This is a genomic window from Salmonella sp. GDC200615, from assembly GCF_050574145.1.
Taxonomy (GTDB): domain Bacteria; phylum Pseudomonadota; class Gammaproteobacteria; order Enterobacterales; family Enterobacteriaceae; genus Salmonella; species Salmonella enterica.
This window is the reverse complement of sequence record NZ_CP192247.1, coordinates 397914-417995: the sequence shown is the minus strand read 5'-3', so window position 1 is coordinate 417995 and position 20082 is coordinate 397914. Positions and strand designations below refer to the sequence as shown.

The following is a 20082-nucleotide window of genomic DNA, read 5'->3' as shown; positions in this document are numbered from 1 at the left end:
TATCGGGCCTACGAGATAAAAACGGGTAGGCCGGATAAAGCCACGCCGCCATCCGGCATCACATGTTACGCCGCAATCACTTCATACGAATGGGTAATATTGACCGCTTTTTCCAGCATTAGCGCCACCGAGCAATATTTTTCCGCGGAGAGATCGACAGCGCGCGCGACGGCAGCCTCTTTCAGATCGCTGCCGGTAACGATAAAATGCAGATTAATGTGCGTAAACAGGCGCGGCGCGTCTTCCCGGCGCTCGGATGTCAGCTTCACTTCGCAGTTGGTGACATTCTGACGGCCCTTTTGCAGGATTGATACCACATCAATAGCGCTACATCCGCCAGCCGCCATTAATACCATCTCCATCGGACTCGGCGCTTTGTCACCGGAGTTACCATCCATTAAAATCTGGTGGCCGGAGGAGGACTCTCCGAGGAACGTGAGCCCTTCAACCCACTTTACACGCGCTTGCATATTTCGTAACTCCAATGTTTCAATTTTCCTGAAAGATTACGCGCATACAACAAAAGTCGCAATGGAAGGCGACCTGGGTCATGCTGAAGCGAGACACCAAGAGACACACGGCGAAAGCTATGCTAAAACAGACAAGATGCTACAGTAATACATTGACGTACTGCATGTATGCAGAGGACATCACATTACAGGCTACAATCTATTTTCGTAGCCCCCTTCCCAGGTAGCGGGAAGTATATTTTTGCAACCCCAGAGACAGTGCCGTTTTCTGGCTCTGGAGACAGCTTATAACAGAGGATAACCGCGCATGGTGCTTGGCAAACCGCAAACAGACCCGACTCTTGAATGGTTCTTGTCTCATTGCCACATTCATAAGTACCCGTCAAAGAGCACGCTGATTCACCAGGGTGAAAAAGCAGAAACGCTGTACTACATCGTTAAAGGCTCCGTGGCAGTGCTGATCAAAGATGAAGAAGGGAAAGAAATGATCCTTTCTTATCTGAATCAGGGTGATTTTATTGGTGAACTGGGCCTGTTTGAAGAAGGCCAGGAACGCAGCGCCTGGGTACGTGCGAAAACCGCATGTGAGGTCGCTGAAATTTCCTACAAAAAATTTCGCCAATTAATCCAGGTCAACCCGGATATTCTGATGCGCCTCTCTTCCCAGATGGCTCGTCGCTTACAAGTCACCTCTGAAAAAGTAGGTAACCTCGCCTTCCTTGACGTCACCGGGCGTATCGCTCAGACGCTGCTGAATCTGGCGAAACAGCCCGATGCCATGACGCACCCGGATGGGATGCAGATCAAAATCACCCGTCAGGAAATCGGCCAGATCGTCGGCTGCTCCCGCGAAACCGTTGGTCGTATTTTGAAAATGCTGGAAGATCAAAACCTGATCTCCGCGCATGGCAAGACCATCGTCGTCTACGGCACCCGTTAATTCCGTCAGAATGGCGCGTTTTATCATGCGCCATTTTTGTTTGCATCGATGTGGCGAAGACTGATTTATCACCCAGAGATTAATTACGCACTACGGCAAACGCTGGTGCTGTGTCTGCCTGTGGCTGTCGGTTTATTGATAGGCCAGCTACACCTGGGCTTGCTTTTCTCTCTCGTTCCCGCCTGCTGCAACATTGCAGGTCTGGATACCCCGCACAAACGTTTTTTTAAACGCCTGATCATCGGCGCGTCGCTGTTCGCCGGATGCAGTCTGGTAACGCAACTTCTGCTGGCGGAATCCATCCCCCTGCCGTTGATCCTGACCGGGCTCACGCTGGTGCTTGGCGTGACGGCGGAAATTAGCCCGCTTCACGCGCGGTTACTGCCAGCGTCGCTGATTGCCGCCATCTTTACCCTGAGTCTTGCAGGATACATGCCCGTCTGGGAGCCGCTGCTCATTTATGCGCTGGGCACGCTATGGTACGGCGTGTTTAACTGGTTTTGGTTCTGGCTATGGCGCGAACAGCCGCTGCGCGAGTCATTGAGTTTGTTATACCGTGAACTGGCCGATTATTGCGAAGCGAAATACAGCCTGCTCACCCAACATATCGATCCGGAAAAAGCGCTGCCTCCCCTGCTGATACGCCAGCAAAAAGCGGTCGATCTCATTACCCAGTGTTACCAACAGATGCATATGCTTTCGGCGCACAACAATAATGATTACAAGCGCCTGTTACGGGCTTTTCAGGAAGCGATGGATTTGCAGGAGCACATCTCCGTCAGCTTGCATCAGCCGGAAGAGGTACAGAAACTGGTAGAACGCAGCCATGCGGAAGAGGTGATTCGCTGGAATGCGCAAACGGTCGCCGCCCGTCTGCGCGTGCTGGCGGATGACATTCTTTATCATCGTCTGCCGACGCGCTTCTCCATGGAAAAACAGATTGGCGCTCTGGAGAAAATCGCCAATCAGCATCCTGAAAATCCGGTAGGCCAGTTCTGCTATTGGCACTTCAGTCGAATCGCCCGTGTGCTGCGTACTCAGCGGCCGCTGTACGCCCGCGACCTGATGGCCGATAAACAGCGTCGTTTGCCGCTACTTCCGGCGCTGAAAAATTATATGTCTCTTAAATCACCGGCGCTACGCAACGCCGGACGCATCAGCGTGATGATGAGCATCGCCAGTCTGATGGGCAGTGCGTTGCACCTGCCTAAACCGTACTGGATACTCATGACGGTGCTGTTTGTCACCCAAAACGGCTATGGCGCGACGCGCGTACGTATTCTGCACCGTTCAGTCGGAACGCTGGTCGGCCTGGTGATTGCCGGCGTCACGCTGCACTTACATATTCCCGAAAGCATTACGCTGGCGGTCATGCTGGTACTAACGCTGGCAAGTTATCTGATTATTCGTAAAAACTACGGCTGGGCGACGGTCGGCTTTACGGTGACGGCGGTATACACCATCCAGTTACTGACGTTAAACGGAGAGCAGTTTATTGTGCCGAGGCTGATCGATACGCTGATTGGCTGTTTAATTGCCTTTGGCGGCATGGTCTGGCTGTGGCCGCAATGGCAAAGCGGGCTATTACGTAAAAACGCCCATGATGCGCTGGAAGCCGATCAAGAAGCTATCCGACTGATCCTCAGTAACGATCCGCAGGCCACCCCGCTCGCTTATCAAAGAATGCGGGTCAACCAGGCGCATAACACGTTATTCAACTCGTTAAATCAGGCAATGCAGGAACCCGGATTCAATACCCACTATCTGTCGGATATGAAACTGTGGGTCACGCACAGCCAGTTTATTGTCGAGCATATCAACGCTATGACGACGCTGGCGCGGGAACACACCATGCTGACGCCTGATCTGGCGCAGCGCTATCTGGAATCTTGCGAGATTGCGATTCAGCGCTGCCAGCAGCGCCTGGAGTACGACAGGCCAGGCGGCTCCGGCGATGTCAATATTCTGGAGTCGCCGGACATGCCGTCACATGGCTTATTGAGCACTCTGGAACAACATTTACAGCGCATCATTGGCCATCTGAACACCATGCACACCATTTCGTCGATGGCCTGGCGTCAGCGTCCGCATCACGGTATCTGGCTGAGTAAGCGGCTACGGGATACAAAAAGTTAAGACCGACTGCCGGATGCGCTACGCTTATCCGGCAATCTACCATCAGGCAACCACCTTCCCTACCGCCTGCGCAAAGCGCTGCATTCCTTCATTGATATCCGCATCTTCCACCACCAGCGACGGGGCAAAACGCATCACGTCGGCTCCGGCATTGAGCACCATCACGCCGGCCTCCGCGCCTGCGTACAGAAAATCGCGCGCCCGATCTTTGTACTTCGGCTTCAGTTCCGCGCCAATCAGCAGCCCCATGCCGCGAATATCGCTGAAAATGTCAAATTGCTCGTCAATCGCCTGCAAATGTTGCACAAACTGTTGCCGCTTAGTGTGAATGCCTTGTAGTACTTCTGGCGTATTAATAATATCGAATGCCGCGCCAGCCACCGCACAGGCCAGCGGATTACCGCCATAGGTTGAACCATGCGAACCGACATGGAAGGCCGAGGCTATTTCCTGCGTGGTCAGCATGGCGCTCACCGGAAAACCGCCGCCTAACGCTTTGGCGCTGGTGAGGATATCCGGCGTGACGCCGTAGTGCATATAGGCAAACAGGTCTCCGGTGCGCCCCATCCCGCACTGCACTTCATCAAACACCAGCAACGCCTGATGCTCGTCACACAGGTCGCGTAACCCTTTGAGGAATTCCGGTGTAGCCGCCTGCACGCCGCCTTCACCCTGAATCGGCTCGACCACCACCGCGCAGGTGTGGTCATCCATTACCGCTTTCACCGCATGAAGATCATTGAAGGGAACGTGAATAATATCGGCGGGTTTCGGCCCAAAGCCGTCGGAATATTTCGGCTGCCCGCCTACAGAGACGGTAAACAAGGAACGGCCATGAAAGGCGTTATGGAAGGCAATGATTTTCGTTTTGAACGGGCTATGGCGCACGCAGGCATAATGACGCGCCAGTTTAAAAGCGGTTTCGTTCGCTTCGGTGCCAGAATTCATAAACAGCACGCGCTCGGCAAACGTGGCGTCGATCAGTTTACGTCCCAGACGCAACGCCGGTTCATTGGTAAAAACGTTACTGGTATGCCACAAGGTTTCCCCCTGGGATTTCAGCGCCTCGACCAGTGCCGGATGGCAATGGCCCAGCGCAGTCACTGCAATCCCGCCGGCGAAATCGATATACTCTTTGCCCTGCTGATCCCATACGCGGCTGCCTTTACCTTTGACCGGAATAAAGTCCGCCGGTGCATAAACAGGCAGAATCACCTCATCAAAAGTTGCGCGCGTAATAGCCGTTTGTTCAGTTGCCATATCATTACCACCCGGTTAAGTAGAAATGCCAGTGAAATTATAATCACAAAATATGAATAAAAAATCACTCAATAGCAACCACAAATCAACGCCGGAGGAAATTTTTCAGCAGAGCGTGTCCTTGTTCGCTGAGAATACTTTCCGGGTGGAACTGCACGCCTTCCAGATCCCACTCGCGGTGGCGAATGCCCATAATCTCCTGCGTTTCGCTCCAGGCGGTGATCTCAAAACACTCAGGCAACGTGGCAGGGTCGACAATCAGCGAGTGGTAACGTGTCACGGTTAACGGGCTGGGCAATCCCCGAAACACGCCCTGTCCATTATGCGTAACAGGTGACGTTTTACCGTGCATCACTTTCGCTGCCCGCACCACCGACGCGCCAAAGGCCTGCGCCATCGCCTGATGACCCAGGCAAACGCCCAGCATCGGAATACGTCCGGCATAATGGCGGATGACCGCCAGTGAAATGCCAGCGTCATTCGGCGTACAGGGGCCAGGAGAGATAACGATTTTTTGCGGGTTCAAAGCGTCAATGTGCGCCAGCGTCAGCGCATCATTGCGCCGGACCTGCACTTCCGCGCCCAGTTCACAAAAATACTGGTAGAGGTTCCAGGTAAAGGAATCATAGTTATCGATAAGCAGGATCATGGCGGCTCCGGGTGAGTAGAACCGCACTATTTTACTCAGTTTCGCGAGCTTCGCTTATCGCTTTCTGAAAAATCGCCTGCAAAGCGGAGAGATCGCCCATCGCGCCGCTCTGGTTCGCCTGCTTCCATGTTTCAACCGCAATACCTTGCCAACTCAGCGCATAGCCTGCATGTAACGCCAGCTGTTCAAAGAAGATGCGCTGCGCCAGCCCGCTCCCCAAACGAAACGGATGAAGCACGTTAATTTCACAGTAGTAATGCGCCAGCCGCTCGACAAACTTCTCGTGCGCCAGACCGACCAGATAGCCCTCCTCTTCCAGATCCTGCATCAGAGCATTGCCCTCTTTTTCGATATAGGCAAAGTGGCAGAAACGGGTATCGCCCTGGTAAATATCGACCTCCCGCAGTTGCCCTGCCCAGTCGAAAATATCCTGATAGAGCTGGCGATGAATCGCGCACAGATGAGGCAAGCCGCGTATCAGCGGCCCCAGTTCAATCGTGGCGGCGCGGAGCGCGGTCATTTCGTATGCCGCTTGCGCCAGTCGCTGGGCCTGATGAATCCCCAGCCGATTACGCATCACGTTCAGCCCCGGATAGAGGTACGGATCGCGCCCTTCGCCAAATTTATCGCTCATAGTGCCTCCGAAGCTCGTCAAGACGTGCCAGCGCTTCATCGGCGGTCAGGGTTACTAAGGGGATCTCAATACCTTCGAGACGGCGGCTTTGCTGGAAGTTAACGTTGCGCCGCTGTTCCCAAAAGCGTGACTTTTGTTTATCGGTAAGTTTCTTCACCGGGCCTCCCTGAATATGTCTGTGCTTGACCACAAGTATAAGCAGCAATTTCAGGTTACGCTGAGACAGGGAGAAAACGCGGGCGGCTCGCGCCCGCGCAGGCATGTTTTATGGCAGGACTTTCGCGGAAAGGATAACGACTGGTTTTGTCGGCACATTCTGATAAGGCCCGACATCGTGCGTCGGTACCTGTGAGATTTTATCGGCGACATCCATACCTTTTACCACTTTACCAAATACCGCATAGCCAAAGTCGCGCTGGCCGTGGTCGAGAAAAGCGTTATCCGCGACGTTAATAAAGAACTGGCTGGTGGCGCTGTCTTTATCTGCGGTGCGCGCCATCGCGATCGTGCCGCGAGTATTACGCAGACCGTTGTCGGCTTCATTCTTAATCGGCGGATTCGGTTTCTTCTGCTGCATCTGCTCGTTAAAACCACCGCCCTGAATCATAAAGCCAGGAATAACTCGGTGAAACGTAGTGTTGTTATAGAAACCACTGTTGACGTAATCGACAAAGTTTTTCACAGAAATCGGCGCTTTCTGGCTGTTCAGCTCCAGCTCAATATTCCCGGCGGAGGTGGTTAACAGCACATGAGGATCACCTTTTGCTGCCAACGCTACGGGAGAAAGAGCAGAAAGAGCGAAAACAGCTGCGACAGCCGCCAGAGTCGATTTGAGCATGAGATTTCCTTAAAGAGAGCAGAAATAAAGCAAGTGGAATGATTCTAAAGAGCCTTCCAGGGCCAGGCCAGCCCTTTACCTAATTTTACGTACATGAAACAAATGTAACGTTACGACGCAACGCCTTGTCCTTGCAATATGATGTGACAAACATCACATTAAAAAATGTAATGAACATTACTATCACTAATAATTATTTAAATACATCACAAAAACGCCTAAAATCTGCCCGCTTAACGCGCCCTCCACGCGCTTCACTTCTCTTCAAGGCCAGACATGACTAACAGCAACCGCATCAAGCTCACATGGATCAGCTTTCTTTCCTACGCCCTGACCGGGGCGCTGGTGATTGTCACCGGGATGGTGATGGGAAATATCGCAGACTATTTTCATCTGCCCGTTTCCAGCATGAGTAACACCTTTACTTTTCTGAACGCCGGGATTTTGATCTCGATCTTCCTCAACGCGTGGCTGATGGAAATCGTCCCGCTGAAAACACAGCTACGCTTTGGTTTTATCCTGATGGTGCTGGCGGTGGCCGGGCTGATGTTCAGCCATAGCCTGGCGTTGTTCTCAGCGGCGATGTTTGTGCTGGGGCTGGTCAGCGGGATCACCATGTCGATTGGCACCTTCCTGATTACGCAACTGTATGAAGGGCGTCAGCGCGGTTCCCGACTGCTGTTTACCGACTCCTTCTTCAGCATGGCGGGGATGATTTTTCCTATGGTCGCCGCCTTCCTGCTGGCGCGTAGTATTGAGTGGTACTGGGTCTACGCCTGCATCGGCCTGGTCTACCTGGCGATTTTCATCCTGACCTTCGGCTGTGAATTTCCGGCGCTGGGTAAACATGCGCAGCACTCTCAGGCGCCTGTCGCCAAAGAAAAATGGGGCATTGGCGTACTGTTTCTGGCCGTCGCCGCGCTGTGCTATATCCTCGGTCAATTAGGCTTTATCTCCTGGGTGCCGGAATACGCCAAAGGCCTCGGCATGAGCCTGAATGACGCCGGGGCGCTGGTGAGTGATTTCTGGATGTCCTATATGTTTGGCATGTGGGCGTTCAGCTTTATCCTGCGCTTTTTCGATCTGCAACGCATTCTGACCGTACTGGCGGGTATGGCGGCGGTACTGATGTATCTGTTTATTACCGGCACGCAGGCGCATATGCCGTGGTTTATTCTGACGCTGGGCTTCTTCTCCAGCGCCATTTATACCTCCATCATTACGCTGGGATCGCAGCAAACGAAAGTGGCCTCGCCTAAGCTGGTTAACTTTATTCTGACCTGCGGCACTATCGGAACGATGCTGACCTTCGTCGTCACCGGCCCGATTGTAGCGCACAGCGGCCCACAGGCGGCGTTACTCACCGCGAATGGTCTGTATGCAGTGGTCTTTGTGATGTGCTTTGCGCTCGGCTTTGTCTCCCGTCATCGTCAGCATAGCGCGCCGGCTACGCATTGATAATCCTTGCCGGATGGCGACATCGCCCTCCGGCACTCTATCCCCCCTCCTGACGGGGTAGGCCTGTTGGCCTAAAAACCCCTCATTTTGTATGTCATTTGTACAAACCTGAAAAGCCTGACAATTCCGCCACTTATAAAAATCCAGACAAATCAGCCACATACCCATTAAGAGGTATATAAAGGTGAATTTGATTTACATCAATAAGCGGGGTTGCTGAATCGTTAAGGTAGGCGGTAATAGAAAAGAAATCGAGGCAAAAATGAGCAAAGTCAGACTCGCTATTATCGGTAATGGTATGGTCGGCCACCGCTTTATTGAGGATCTCCTTGATAAATCCGACGCTAGCCTGTTCGACATTACCGTGTTCTGTGAAGAACCCCGTAAAGCCTATGACCGTGTCCACCTGTCATCCTACTTCTCTCACCACACCGCGGAAGAGCTCTCTCTGGTGCGTGAAGGATTTTACGAGAAGCACGGCGTAAAGGTACTGGTTGGCGAACGCGCAATTACCATTAACCGTCAGGAGAAAGTGATTCACTCCAGCGCGGGTCGTACCGTTTATTATGACAAGCTGATCATGGCGACCGGTTCCTATCCGTGGATCCCGCCGATTAAAGGCTCCGAAACCCAGGATTGCTTCGTTTACCGTACCATTGAAGACCTCAACGCTATCGAAGCCTGCGCCCGTCGCAGCAAGCGCGGGGCGGTGGTCGGCGGCGGTCTGCTGGGGCTGGAAGCCGCTGGCGCGCTGAAAAACCTCGGCGTGGAAACGCACGTCATTGAATTTGCGCCAATGCTGATGGCGGAACAACTCGATCAAATGGGCGGCGAGCAGCTACGTCGCAAGATCGAAAGCATGGGCGTGCGTGTACACACCAGTAAAAACACGCAAGAGATTGTTCAGCAGGGTAACGAAGCGCGTAAGACTATGCGTTTTGCCGACGGCAGCGAGCTGGAAGTCGATTTCATCGTCTTCTCTACCGGTATTCGCCCCCGCGACAAGCTGGCTACCCAGTGCGGTCTGGCCGTCGCGCAGCGCGGCGGGATCGTGATTAACGACACCTGCCAGACGTCTGACCCAGATATCTACGCTATCGGCGAGTGCGCCAGTTGGAACAACCGCGTTTACGGTCTGGTCGCACCAGGCTATAAAATGGCCCAGGTCGCCGTTGACCATATCCTCGGCAGTGAAAACGCCTTTGAAGGGGCGGATCTCAGCGCCAAGCTGAAGCTGCTGGGCGTGGACGTCGGCGGCATCGGCGACGCGCATGGCCGCACGCCGGGCGCGCGTAGTTACGTTTACCTCGATGAAAGCAAAGAAGTCTACAAACGTCTAATTGTCAGCGAAGATAACAAAACGCTGCTCGGCGCAGTACTGGTCGGCGACACCAGCGATTACGGCAATTTGCTGCAACTGGTACTGAACGCCATCGAACTGCCGGAAAACCTGGATTCGCTGATCCTGCCGTCGCACGCGGGCAGTGGTAAACCCGCTATCGGCGTGGATAAACTGCCGGACAGCGCGCAGATCTGCTCCTGCTTCGATGTGACTAAAGGCGATCTGATCGCCGCTATCAATAAAGGCTGCCATACCGTGGCGGCGCTGAAAGCGGAAACCAAAGCCGGAACCGGCTGCGGCGGCTGCATCCCGCTGGTGACGCAGGTACTGAACGCCGAACTGGCGAAACAGGGTATTGAAGTCAACAACAACCTGTGCGAGCACTTTGCTTATTCTCGTCAGGAACTGTTCCACTTAATCCGCGTGGAAGGTATCAAAACCTTTGAAGAACTGCTGGCGAAACACGGTAAAGGCTACGGCTGCGAAGTGTGTAAGCCGACCGTCGGTTCGCTGCTGGCGTCGTGCTGGAACGAATACATCCTCAAGCCGCAGCACACGCCGCTACAGGATACTAACGATAACTTCCTGGCAAATATCCAGAAAGACGGTACTTACTCGGTGATCCCGCGCTCGGCGGGCGGCGAAATCACCCCGGAAGGTCTGGTGGCCGTGGGGCGTATCGCCCGCGAGTTTAACCTCTATACCAAAATTACCGGTTCTCAGCGTATCGGTCTGTTTGGCGCGCAAAAAGACGATCTGCCGGAAATCTGGCGTCAGTTGATTGAAGCCGGTTTCGAAACCGGTCACGCGTACGCCAAAGCGCTGCGGATGGCGAAAACCTGCGTCGGCAGCACCTGGTGCCGCTACGGCGTGGGCGACAGCGTCGGTTTCGGCGTGGAGCTGGAAAACCGCTACAAAGGCATTCGTACCCCGCACAAAATGAAATTCGGCGTCTCCGGCTGTACCCGTGAATGTGCGGAAGCGCAGGGCAAAGATGTGGGTATCATCGCCACAGAGAAAGGCTGGAACCTGCACGTCTGCGGTAACGGCGGGATGAAACCGCGTCATGCGGATCTGCTGGCAGCCGATCTCGATCGCGACACGCTGATCAAGTACCTCGACCGCTTTATGATGTTCTACATCCGTACTGCCGACAAACTGACCCGTACCGCGCCGTGGCTGGATAATCTGGAAGGCGGCATCGAGTACCTGAAATCGGTCATCATCGACGATAAGCTGGGCCTGAACGAACATCTGGAAGAAGAGATGGCGCGCCTGCGCGCAGCGGTGGTCTGCGAGTGGACAGAAACCGTTAACACCCCATCCGCACAGGTTCGCTTTAAGCACTTTATCAACAGCGACAAACGCGACCCGAACGTCCAGGTTGTGCCTGAACGTGAACAGCATCGTCCGGCCACGCCGTATGAACGTATCCCGGTCACTCTGGTGGAGGAAAACGCATGAGCCAGTGGCAAAACATCTGCAAAATCGATGACATCCTGCCGGGAACCGGCGTCTGCGCGCTGTTAGGTACTGAACAAGTCGCGATTTTCCGTCCTTACCATAGCGATCAGGTGTTCGCGATCAGCAACATCGACCCGTTCTTTGAGGCCAGCGTGCTGTCTCGTGGACTGATTGCGGAACACCAGGGCGAACTGTGGGTCGCCAGCCCGCTGAAGAAACAGCGCTTCCGCCTGAGCGATGGTTTGTGCATGGAAGATGAGCAGTTCTCTGTGAAACAGTACGACGCGCGGGTAAAAGACGGCGTGGTGCAGTTGCGCGGTTAATTATTTTTGGGAGGCGCAACGCCTCCCCTTTTTTGTATTTTTTTTCATTTTAATTGTTATCACAAAATCATTTGTACTGCATCGCGGCGGCAACTGAGCAAATCCCCAGGAACATAGTTCACTATGTGACTGGGGTGAGCGAGGGCAGCCAACAAAGAGGCAGTGCAAAGGATGAAGTGAGAAAAGGATAATCAAATGTTTACAGACACTATCAATAAGTGTGCGACTAACGCTGCGCGCATCGCACGCCTGTCGGCGAATAATCCGCTCGGCTTCTGGGTCAGTTCGGCAATGGCCGGGGCTTATGTCGGTCTCGGCATCATTCTTATTTTCACCCTCGGCAATCTGCTCGACCCGTCCGTGCGTCCTTTGGTGATGGGAGCGACCTTCGGTATCGCCTTAACGCTGGTCATCATCGCAGGTTCCGAACTGTTTACCGGCCACACCATGTTCCTGACGCTGGGCGTCAAAGCAGGCACCATCAGCCACGGTCAAATGTGGGCTATCCTGCCGCAAACCTGGCTCGGCAACCTGGTCGGTTCCGTGTTTGTCGCCCTGCTTTACAGCTGGGGCGGCGGCAGTTTGTTGCCGGTCGATACCAGTATCGTTCACTCAGTCGCGCTGGCGAAAACCACCGCGCCCGCCACGGTACTGTTCTTCAAAGGCGCGCTGTGTAACTGGCTGGTTTGTCTGGCAATCTGGATGGCGATTCGCACCGAAGGCACGGCAAAATTTCTTGCTATCTGGTGGTGTCTGCTGGCGTTTATCGCTTCCGGCTACGAGCACTCCGTCGCGAATATGACGCTGTTTGCCCTCTCCTGGTTTGGTTATCACAGCGACGCCTATACCCTGTCCGGAATCGGACACAATCTGTTATGGGTCACTCTGGGCAATACTTTGTCCGGCGTCGTGTTCATGGGATTGGGTTATTGGTATGCTACGCCGAAATCGGAGCGTCCTGTTCCGCAAAAAACCAACCAAATTAAGGTTACAGCCAACCATTAAGGGGTAATGTCGTGGACCATTTGCCTATATTTTGTCAATTACGCGACCGCGACTGTCTGATCGTCGGCGGTGGCGATGTCGCAGAACGCAAAGCACGGTTACTGCTGGAAGCAGGCGCACGTTTAACGGTCAATGCGCTAACCTTCATTCCACAGTTCACCGTATGGGCAAATGAAGGCATGTTGACTCTGGTTGAGGGTCCGTTCGACGAAACGCTTCTCGACTCGTGTTGGCTGGCGATCGCGGCCACTGATGACGATACCGTCAACCAGCGCGTCAGCGACGCGGCGGAGTCACGCCGTATCTTCTGCAACGTGGTGGATGCGCCGAAAGCCGCCAGCTTTATCATGCCCTCCATTATTGACCGCTCGCCGCTGATGGTCGCCGTCTCCTCGGGCGGCACTTCCCCGGTACTGGCGCGTCTGCTGCGCGAGAAACTGGAATCGCTGCTGCCGCAGCATCTGGGGCAGGTCGCGCGCTATGCCGGGCAACTCCGCGCCCGGGTGAAAAAGCAGTTTGCCACGATGGGCGAGCGTCGTCGCTTCTGGGAAAAATTTTTCGTCAATGACCGGCTGGCGCAGTCGCTGGCGAATGCCGATGAGAAAGCGGTTAACGCGACAACCGAACGCCTGTTTAGCGAACCGCTGGATCACCGTGGCGAAGTCGTGCTGGTCGGCGCCGGGCCGGGCGATGCCGGACTGCTGACGCTGAAAGGGTTACAACAAATCCAACAGGCGGATATCGTGGTTTACGATCGCCTCGTCTCCGACGACATTATGAACCTGGTACGCCGCGATGCCGATCGGGTCTTTGTGGGGAAACGCGCGGGTTACCACTGCGTCCCACAGGAAGAAATCAACCAGATCCTGCTGCGTGAAGCGCAAAAAGGTAAACGCGTGGTACGCCTGAAAGGCGGCGATCCCTTTATCTTTGGTCGCGGCGGCGAAGAGCTGGAAACGCTGTGTCATGCCGGTATTCCTTTCTCGGTAGTGCCAGGGATTACCGCGGCTTCCGGCTGCTCCGCCTACTCCGGTATTCCGCTAACCCATCGCGATTACGCCCAGAGCGTACGTCTGGTCACCGGTCACCTGAAAACCGGCGGCGAGCTGGACTGGGAAAACCTGGCGGCAGAAAAACAGACGCTGGTGTTCTACATGGGGCTGAATCAGGCAGCGACTATCCAGGAAAAACTGATCGCATTCGGTATGCAGGCCGATATGCCGGTTGCGCTGGTAGAAAACGGTACCTCCGTGAAGCAACGCGTCGTCCACGGTGTGCTGACGCAGCTTGGTGAATTAGCGCAACAGGTTGAAAGCCCGGCGCTGATTATCGTTGGCCGGGTCGTTGGCTTACGCGATAAATTAAATTGGTTCTCTAATTATTAATTAAAATAACGCCCTGAATAACAGGGCTTTATTTTACAACTACTCGTAATCTCAAATTATTTTTACTTAAAAGTGAATTAAGAAATCAACTTTAAATACACCAGAAAAATTTAAATAGTAATAATTCTGCCTAAAAACCCTTTTACTCGTCAAATTCACCCCTTATTCATTCATACAATAAATAACACCGTTAAGCACTCAATTTGACCTGACCTGGTTATCGGGTGATAAAATAAACACTAAAGCATAATTTTTCTTCTGGCCATTTCATCATTGCCTGTACCGCTCTCTGCATATGTTTAGTACGCAAGGAAAATATTAATTAAGGATGAACCCTATGCAAAAGAAAAAACTTATTTCTATCGCTATCGCTTTAACGCTACAAAGTTATTACATTCCGGCCATCGCCGCAGAAAATAACGATGATGAAAAAGAATGTCCCAGTAATATCTCCTCCCTGCCTAAAGAAAAACGCGCAAAACTTTCACCGACCTGCCTTGCCACACCTGAAAATGATAATCACTGGGGCTGGGTTGCTGGCGGCGTTGCTGCGCTGGTCGCAGGTGTGGCTATTGGCGTTGAAAATAACGGTGGCGGAGATTCTAATCATTCTTATACCCCCCCTACGCCCGATAATGGCGGCGATGACAATGTGATCCCGCTCGACGATAGCGGCGATGACGATGTAACCCCACCCGACGATAGCGGCGATGACGATGTAACCCCGCCCGACGATAGCGGCGATGACGATGTAACCCCGCCTGATGATAGCGGCGATGACGATGTAACCCCGCCCGACGATAGCGGCGATGACGATGTGACCCCGCCCGACGATAGCGGCGATGACGATGTGACCCCGCCTGACGATAGCGGCGATGACGATGTAACCCCGCCCGACGATAGCGGCGATGACGATGTGACCCCGCCCGATGATAGCGGCGATGACGATGTAACCCCGCCCGATGATAGCGGCGATGACGACGACACGCCCCCAGATGACTCTGTTATTACCTTCAGCAACGGCGTCACCATCGATAAAGGCAAAGACACCCTGACCTTCGACAGCTTCAAACTGGATAACGGCAGCGTTCTTGAGGGTGCCGTGTGGAATTATTCAGAACAGGACAACCAGTGGCAGCTCACCACCGCGGACGGTAAAACGCTGAACGTCACCGGCTGGGACGTGACCGACGCCAATGCCGCCGTGATTGAAGGCACCCAGGAAAACGGTCTCTACTGGAAGTACGACAGCCGGGGCTATCTGATTATTGCCGACGATAACACCACCGTTATCAGCGGCGATGACCAGGCGCATAATTCCGATCGCGGCATGGATATCAGCGGCCAGGATCGCACCGGCGTGATTATTTCCGGCGATAGAACCGTCAACACGCTCACCGGGGACTCCAGTGTGACCGACGGTGCCACCGGCATGGTTATCTCCGGTGACGGCACCACCAACACCATTTCGGGCCACTCCACGGTGGACAACGCCACCGGCGCGCTGATTTCCGGCAACGGCACCACCACCAATTTCGCCGGTGACATTGCCGTGAGCGGCGGCGGTACCGCCATCATCATCGACGGCGACAACGCCACGATTAAGAATACCGGTACCTCTAACATCAGCGGCGCAGGCTCCACCGGCACCGTCATTGACGGCAATAACGCCCGCGTCAACAATGACGGTGATATGACCATCACCGACGGCGGCACCGGCGGCCACATTACCGGCGACAACGTGGTTATCGATAACGCCGGGAGCACTACCGTCAGCGGCGCAGACGCCACGGCGCTGTATATCGAAGGCGACAACGCGCTCGTTATCAACGAAGGTAATCAGACTATCTCCGGCGGCGCCGTCGGTACGCGCATTGACGGCGACGACGCCCATACCACCAATACCGGTGATATCGCGGTGGATGGCGCGGGCTCTGCCGCCGTGATTATCAACGGCGACAACGGCAGCCTGACCCTGGCGGGCGATCTGCTGGTCACAGACGGCGCGATGGGCATCATCACCTACGGCACCGGAAATGAAGCAAAAAATACCGGCAACGCCACCGTGCGTGATGCGGACTCGGTGGGTTTTGTGGTTGCAGGCGAAAAAAATACCTTCAAAAACAAAGGGGATATTGACGTCAGCCTTAACGGCACCGGCGCGCTGGTGAGCGGCGATATGTCGCAGGTTACGCTGGATGGCGATATTAACGTTGTCTCAGTCCAGGACAGCGAAGGCGTGTTTAGCTCAGCGACAGGGGTGAGCGTGAGCGGCGACAGCAACGCCGTTGATATCACCGGCAACGTAAATATCAGCGCCGACTACGGGCAGGATGACCTGGCTGCCGGGGCTCCCCCGTTAACTGGCGTTGTCGTCGGCGGCAACGGCAATACCGTTACCCTTAATGGCGCGCTGAATATTGATGACAACGATCTGTCCGCCGCCAGCGGACAATACCTGGACGTTGTTGGCCTGAGCGTAACAGGTGATGATAACGACGTTGAGATTGACGGCGGTATTAATATCACCCACAGCGAGGATCCACTTGATGGAACCTCTGCAGACATTACCGGCATCAGCGTCAGCGGTAACAGTACCGTTACGCTAAACGGTCATTCTACCATTGATACCAACACGGTAGTGGGGGGGCACGTTGTACTGGCGCGGGTCAACAACGGCGGCTCCCTGATTCTGGGTGATGACTCAGTTGTTGACGTTAATGTCAGTTATATACCCACAGGCTATTACACCTACAACGCGTTGCTGATGGCTGATGGCGAAGGCACATCAATTGAAAATAAAGGCGATATTACAAGCCATGGCGTGTATTCCGTCATTCGCGCAGATAACGGCTCGGAAGTCAGCAACAGCGGAGATATTCTGGTCTACGCGACCAGTAGCAACAGTAGTGAGGATCGTGCAGCCATCACAAGGGCTAGTGGCGAGGGATCGGCTGTTCATAACAAAGCCGGCGGCGATATCACCCTCATTTCTGATCAGACGCCGCAGGGCAGTGGCGGTATTGAAGTATACCCATTGAAATGGTACACCCACACCTTTTACGCCATGATGGCTTCGGATTATGGCGATGTCGTTAACGATGAGGGCGCCACGATCCATTTGCAGGGGGCAGGTGTATATGGCGTTACCGCCAGCCGAGGTAAAGCACTAAACGAAGGCGATATCTATCTGGATGGCCTTGTCCCGACGCTGGACGATGAAAATAACATCACCAGCACCAGCTACTGGCAGCCATCATCGCTCTATCTCACCAGCTCAGGAATGGTGGCGGGTTCCACCGATGCCGATGGCGACGCCACCGCCATCAACACCGGCAACATTACCGTCAACAACGCCGGGTTCGGCATGATGGCGCTTAATGGCGGCACCGCCATTAACCAGGGCGTGATCACCCTGACCGCCGATGACGGCGTGACCGGTCAGGCAGACGAGCTGGTCGGGATGGCGGCGCTCAACGGCGGCGTCGTCATCAACGACACCAGCGGCGTGATTAACATCGACGCCGATTACGGCCAGGCGTTTCTGAGCGACAGTTCCAGCTACATCATCAATAACGGCTCTATCAACCTTAACGGCAGCCCGATGGATGATACTGATTCACACATGGGCGGCACGCCAACGGACAAAATCTGGATTCAGTCTCTGCCCGGCAGCGGCGACAGCGACACCAGGACCTCCGACACAGGTTTCTTCACCGCCGGTACGCTGGCCAACTACGGTACTGAAACCCTGAACGGCGATGTGGACGTTAACGGGGGCTGGCTGTACAACGAAGCGGGCGCCTCGCTCACCGTCAACGGCACCGTGACGATTAACGGCGGGGCTAACGCGCTGGCTAACTACGGGACGCTGGACGCGGACGCTATTTCCACCTGGCACAGCCTCTTTAATGAAGCGGACGGCAGCATCACCACCGATCTGTTAACCCTTAATGGCGACGTTACTTTTTACAATAACGGCGATTTCACCGGCTCCATAGCGGGCACCAGCTACCAGCAGGAAATCGTCAATACTGGCGATATGACGGTGGCGGAAGATGGCAAATCGCTGGTCAGCGGCAGCTTCTATTTCTATAACGAAGAGGACGCAACGCTTACCAACAGCGGCAGCGCGGTGGAAGGCGGCGAGAACACCATCATCAATCTGACGCGCGCCAACGATTCGCTGACCCAGGTGAACAGCGGCACCATCACCGCCACTAACGGTTACAGCGCCATCACCACGGCCAACGGCAGCAATGACCCCAAATGGATCTGGAACACCGCAACCGGCGTGATTAACGGTATTAACCCGGATGCGCCGCTAATCAATTTGGGCCGCGGCTATAACTTCGGCAACCAGGGCACTATCAACGTGCAGGGCGATAACGCCGTGGCGATTAGCGGCGGCACCAGCAGTTATGTCATTAACCTGGTCAATAGCGGCACCATCAACGTCGGTACCGAGCAGGGCAAGGAGGACGGCACCAACGGCACCGGGCTTATCGGCATCAAGGGCAACGGTAATGCCACCACCATAAACAACACCGCAGACGGCGTGATCAACGTTTACGCGGATGACTCGTATGCGTTTGGCGGCAAGACCAAAGCCATCATCAACAACGGCGAAATCAACCTGCTGTGCGACAGCGGCTGCGACATCTACGCGCCGGGTACTACGGGCACGCAGAACGACCATAACGGGACAGCGGACATCGTCATCCCGGATGCGACTACCGCCCCGACCGAGGGCAGCATCCCGACGCCGCCAGCGGATCCCAACGCGCCGCAGCAGCTCTCCAACTATATTGTTGGCACCAACGCCGACGGTAGCTCCGGTACGCTGAAAGCCAATAACCTGGTGATTGGCGACAACGTGAAGGTGGATACCGGCTTTACCAGCGGTACGGCGGATACCACCGTGGTGGTGGATAACGCCTTCACCGGCAGCAATATCCAGGGCGCGGACAACATCACTTCCACCAGCGTGGTGTGGAACGCCCAGGGTAGCCAGGATGCCGACGGCAACGTTGACGTCACCATGACCAAAAACGCCTATGCCGATGTGGCCACCGACAGCTCGGTAAGCGACGTGGCGAGTGCGCTGGACGCCGGTTACACCAACAACGAGCTGTACACCAGCCTTAATGTGGGGACTACCGCCGAGCTGAACAGCGCACTGAAGCAGGTGAGCGGTGCTCAAGCCACCACGGTATTCCGTGAAGCCCGGGTGTTAAGCAACCGCTTTACCATGCTGGCCGACGCCGCGCCGCAGATCAAAGATGGCCTGGCGTTTAACGTCGTAGCGAAAGGCGACCCGCGCGCGGAGCTGGGCAACGACACCCAGTACGACATGCTGGCATTACGCCAGACGTTGGATCTCACCGCCAGCCAGAATCTGACGCTGGAGTATGGTATTGCGCGTCTGGATGGCGACGGTTCGAAAACCGCGGGCGATAACGGCCTGACCGGCGGCTACAGTCAGTTCTTTGGTCTGAAGCACAGCATGGCGTTTGATGAAGGTCTGGCGTGGAGCAACAGCCTGCGCTATGACGTACATAACCTCGACAGCAGCCGTTCTGTCGCCTATGGCGATGTCAATAAAATTGCCGATTCCGACATGCGTCAGCAGTACCTTGAGTTTCGCAGTGAAGGGGCGAAAACTTTCACCATGATGAGTGATACGCTGAAAGTCACGCCGTATGCCGGAGTGAAATTCCGTCACACCATGGAAGATGGCTACAAAGAGCGCAGCGCCGGAGATTTTAACCTGTCCATGAACTCTGGCAACGAAACGGCGGTAGACTCTATTGTCGGCCTGAAGCTGGATTACGCCGGGAAAGACGGCTGGAGCGCCACAGCTACCCTGGAAGGCGGCCCGAACCTGAGCTACAGCAAGAGCCAGCGTACAGCGTCATTACAGGGTGCGGCGGGTCAATCGTTCGGCGTGGATGACGGTCAAAAAGGCGGCGGCATTAATGGCCTGGCAACCATCGGCGTGAAATACAGCAGCAATGATACCGCGCTACATCTGGATGCCTACCAGTGGAAGGAAGACGGTATCAGCGATAAAGGCTTTATGCTTAACGTTAAGAAAACATTTCGTTAAATAAACGACATTATATAACACTAATAAAGGCCGCTTATTATTAATCGGCCTTTTTAAATCATATCATCT

At 54.6% G+C, this 20082-nt stretch carries 14 protein-coding genes; 8 read left to right on the top strand and 6 right to left on the bottom strand.

Annotation, left to right across the window (positions count from 1 at the left end):
• Window positions 1-65: 65 nt before the first annotated feature.
• Window positions 66-470: an OsmC family protein gene (locus ACQ29O_RS01860; RefSeq protein ID WP_001148919.1), complete on the bottom strand. Its 405-nt coding sequence runs from the start codon at window positions 468-470 to the stop codon at window positions 66-68.
• 307 nt (window positions 471-777) lie between these two features.
• Between ACQ29O_RS01860 and crp the strand changes: the two genes are divergently transcribed.
• Together crp and ACQ29O_RS01850 are read left to right on the top strand one after the other, a co-directional pair.
• Window positions 778-1410 carry a cAMP-activated global transcriptional regulator CRP gene (gene crp / locus ACQ29O_RS01855; RefSeq protein WP_000242758.1) on the top strand — a complete coding sequence of 211 codons (633 nt, stop codon included), beginning with the start codon at window positions 778-780 and terminating at the stop codon, window positions 1408-1410.
• A gap of 48 nt (window positions 1411-1458) precedes the next feature.
• Window positions 1459-3546 carry a YccS/YhfK family putative transporter gene (locus ACQ29O_RS01850; RefSeq protein WP_000269312.1) on the top strand — a complete coding sequence of 696 codons (2088 nt, stop codon included), beginning with the start codon at window positions 1459-1461 and terminating at the stop codon, window positions 3544-3546.
• A 42-nt stretch (window positions 3547-3588) separates the two neighbouring features.
• Here the strand turns inward: ACQ29O_RS01850 and argD are convergent, their stop codons facing one another.
• From argD to ppiA, 5 genes are all read right to left on the bottom strand, one after another.
• Window positions 3589-4806 carry a bifunctional acetylornithine/succinyldiaminopimelate transaminase gene (argD, locus tag ACQ29O_RS01845; protein ID WP_000190022.1) on the bottom strand — a complete coding sequence of 406 codons (1218 nt, stop codon included), beginning with the start codon at window positions 4804-4806 and terminating at the stop codon, window positions 3589-3591.
• Window positions 4807-4891: 85 nt separating this feature from the next.
• Window positions 4892-5455 (bottom strand): aminodeoxychorismate synthase component 2, encoded by a 564-nt coding sequence (gene pabA / locus ACQ29O_RS01840; protein ID WP_000601880.1) that lies wholly within the window; start codon window positions 5453-5455, stop codon window positions 4892-4894.
• 31 nt (window positions 5456-5486) lie between these two features.
• Window positions 5487-6089: a putative adenosine monophosphate-protein transferase Fic gene (locus tag ACQ29O_RS01835; RefSeq protein WP_001280665.1), complete on the bottom strand. Its 603-nt coding sequence runs from the start codon at window positions 6087-6089 to the stop codon at window positions 5487-5489.
• Window positions 6079-6246, bottom strand: coding sequence for a YhfG family protein (locus tag ACQ29O_RS01830; RefSeq protein WP_001519136.1), 168 nt, complete (start codon window positions 6244-6246; stop codon window positions 6079-6081). Before ACQ29O_RS01830 ends, ACQ29O_RS01835 begins: the two co-directional genes overlap by 11 nt.
• Before the next feature lie 108 nt (window positions 6247-6354).
• A complete protein-coding gene (gene ppiA / locus ACQ29O_RS01825) occupies window positions 6355-6927 on the bottom strand; it encodes a peptidylprolyl isomerase A (RefSeq protein WP_000920481.1) in 573 nt (190 codons plus the stop codon).
• Window positions 6928-7203: 276 nt separating this feature from the next.
• On the opposite strand from ppiA, the gene tsgA reads away from it, so the two are divergent.
• The 6 genes from tsgA (at window position 7204) to bigA (ending at window position 20013) form a co-directional block, all read left to right on the top strand.
• Window positions 7204-8385: an MFS transporter TsgA gene (gene tsgA / locus ACQ29O_RS01820; RefSeq protein ID WP_000185217.1), complete on the top strand. Its 1182-nt coding sequence runs from the start codon at window positions 7204-7206 to the stop codon at window positions 8383-8385.
• Between the two features lie 262 nt (window positions 8386-8647).
• Entirely contained in the window at window positions 8648-11191 is a 2544-nt protein-coding gene (gene nirB, locus ACQ29O_RS01815) for an NADPH-nitrite reductase large subunit (protein WP_020937285.1), read from the top strand.
• A complete protein-coding gene (gene nirD / locus ACQ29O_RS01810; protein ID WP_000084813.1) occupies window positions 11188-11514 on the top strand; it encodes a nitrite reductase small subunit NirD in 327 nt (108 codons plus the stop codon). The genes nirB and nirD overlap by 4 nt, the downstream gene beginning before the upstream one ends.
• Window positions 11515-11709: 195 nt before the next feature.
• Window positions 11710-12519, top strand: a complete 810-nt coding sequence (nirC, locus tag ACQ29O_RS01805) for a nitrite transporter NirC (RefSeq protein WP_000493583.1) — start codon at window positions 11710-11712, stop codon at window positions 12517-12519.
• Window positions 12520-12530: 11 nt separating this feature from the next.
• Window positions 12531-13904 carry a siroheme synthase CysG gene (gene cysG, locus ACQ29O_RS01800; protein ID WP_000349897.1) on the top strand — a complete coding sequence of 458 codons (1374 nt, stop codon included), beginning with the start codon at window positions 12531-12533 and terminating at the stop codon, window positions 13902-13904.
• 328 nt (window positions 13905-14232) lie between these two features.
• On the top strand, window positions 14233-20013 hold the full coding sequence (bigA, locus tag ACQ29O_RS01795) for an autotransporter adhesin BigA (RefSeq protein WP_254486128.1): 5781 nt from the start codon (window positions 14233-14235) through the stop codon (window positions 20011-20013).
• The last annotated feature ends 69 nt before the right edge of the window (window positions 20014-20082 follow it).

Bases quoted from the DNA above. Each gene is read 5' to 3' on its own strand.
- crp (WP_000242758.1), top strand. From the start codon at position 778: ATGGTGCTTGGCAAACCGCAAACAGACCCGACTCTTGAATGGTTCTTG.
- argD (WP_000190022.1), bottom strand. From the start codon at position 4,806: ATGGCAACTGAACAAACGGCTATTACGCGCGCAACTTTTGATGAGGTG.
- ACQ29O_RS01835 (WP_001280665.1), bottom strand. From the start codon at position 6,089: ATGAGCGATAAATTTGGCGAAGGGCGCGATCCGTACCTCTATCCGGGG.
- tsgA (WP_000185217.1), top strand. From the start codon at position 7,204: ATGACTAACAGCAACCGCATCAAGCTCACATGGATCAGCTTTCTTTCC.
- nirC (WP_000493583.1), top strand. From the start codon at position 11,710: ATGTTTACAGACACTATCAATAAGTGTGCGACTAACGCTGCGCGCATC.
- ppiA (WP_000920481.1), bottom strand. From the start codon at position 6,927: ATGCTCAAATCGACTCTGGCGGCTGTCGCAGCTGTTTTCGCTCTTTCT.
- pabA (WP_000601880.1), bottom strand. From the start codon at position 5,455: ATGATCCTGCTTATCGATAACTATGATTCCTTTACCTGGAACCTCTAC.
- bigA (WP_254486128.1), top strand. From the start codon at position 14,233: ATGAACCCTATGCAAAAGAAAAAACTTATTTCTATCGCTATCGCTTTA.
- ACQ29O_RS01850 (WP_000269312.1), top strand. From the start codon at position 1,459: ATGTGGCGAAGACTGATTTATCACCCAGAGATTAATTACGCACTACGG.
- nirB (WP_020937285.1), top strand. From the start codon at position 8,648: ATGAGCAAAGTCAGACTCGCTATTATCGGTAATGGTATGGTCGGCCAC.
- nirD (WP_000084813.1), top strand. From the start codon at position 11,188: ATGAGCCAGTGGCAAAACATCTGCAAAATCGATGACATCCTGCCGGGA.
- ACQ29O_RS01860 (WP_001148919.1), bottom strand. From the start codon at position 470: ATGCAAGCGCGTGTAAAGTGGGTTGAAGGGCTCACGTTCCTCGGAGAG.